Origin of the sequence: Aquabacterium parvum (assembly GCF_001447195.1) — a bacterium.
GTDB lineage: Bacteria > Pseudomonadota > Gammaproteobacteria > Burkholderiales > Burkholderiaceae_C > Aquabacterium > Aquabacterium parvum.
The window spans coordinates 1-349 of sequence record NZ_LFRI01000290.1; the positions used below are offsets into that span (position 1 = coordinate 1).

Annotated in this window: 1 pseudogene; it reads right to left on the bottom strand. The window is 60.7% G+C overall.

What is annotated here, in order from left to right:
* Positions 1 to 349 (bottom strand): annotated as a pseudogene (locus ABG80_RS10590) (IS1634 family transposase); the annotation flags it as partial.

Genomic DNA, 349 nt, shown 5'->3' on the forward strand with positions numbered 1-349 from the left:
CGATCAACCCCTCCTTGGACATGCCAAAGCGGCGCACATCGCCACCATGCTCACTCAAGCCTTCAGCGCGGATGGTGGTCAGGTCGTAGAAGACAACCGAGAGTTCTTCATCGATCAATGGGCGCAGCAGATGGGCCACCGTGTCATTGACGGCGACCTGGTGGTCCATGAGCGCATCCATGCTGCGCAGCAGTTGCTGGTGGCTGAGATTGTCGGCATCGACGCCCGGCATGCTCACGGTTTGCAGCCAGCGAAGCGTGCCCAGCTTGGAGTCGGCATCGCACAGGCGGTTGAAGACCATCACACGAATGGCCTGCTCAATGGGGGTGGTGTAACGGGCGCGTCGGAA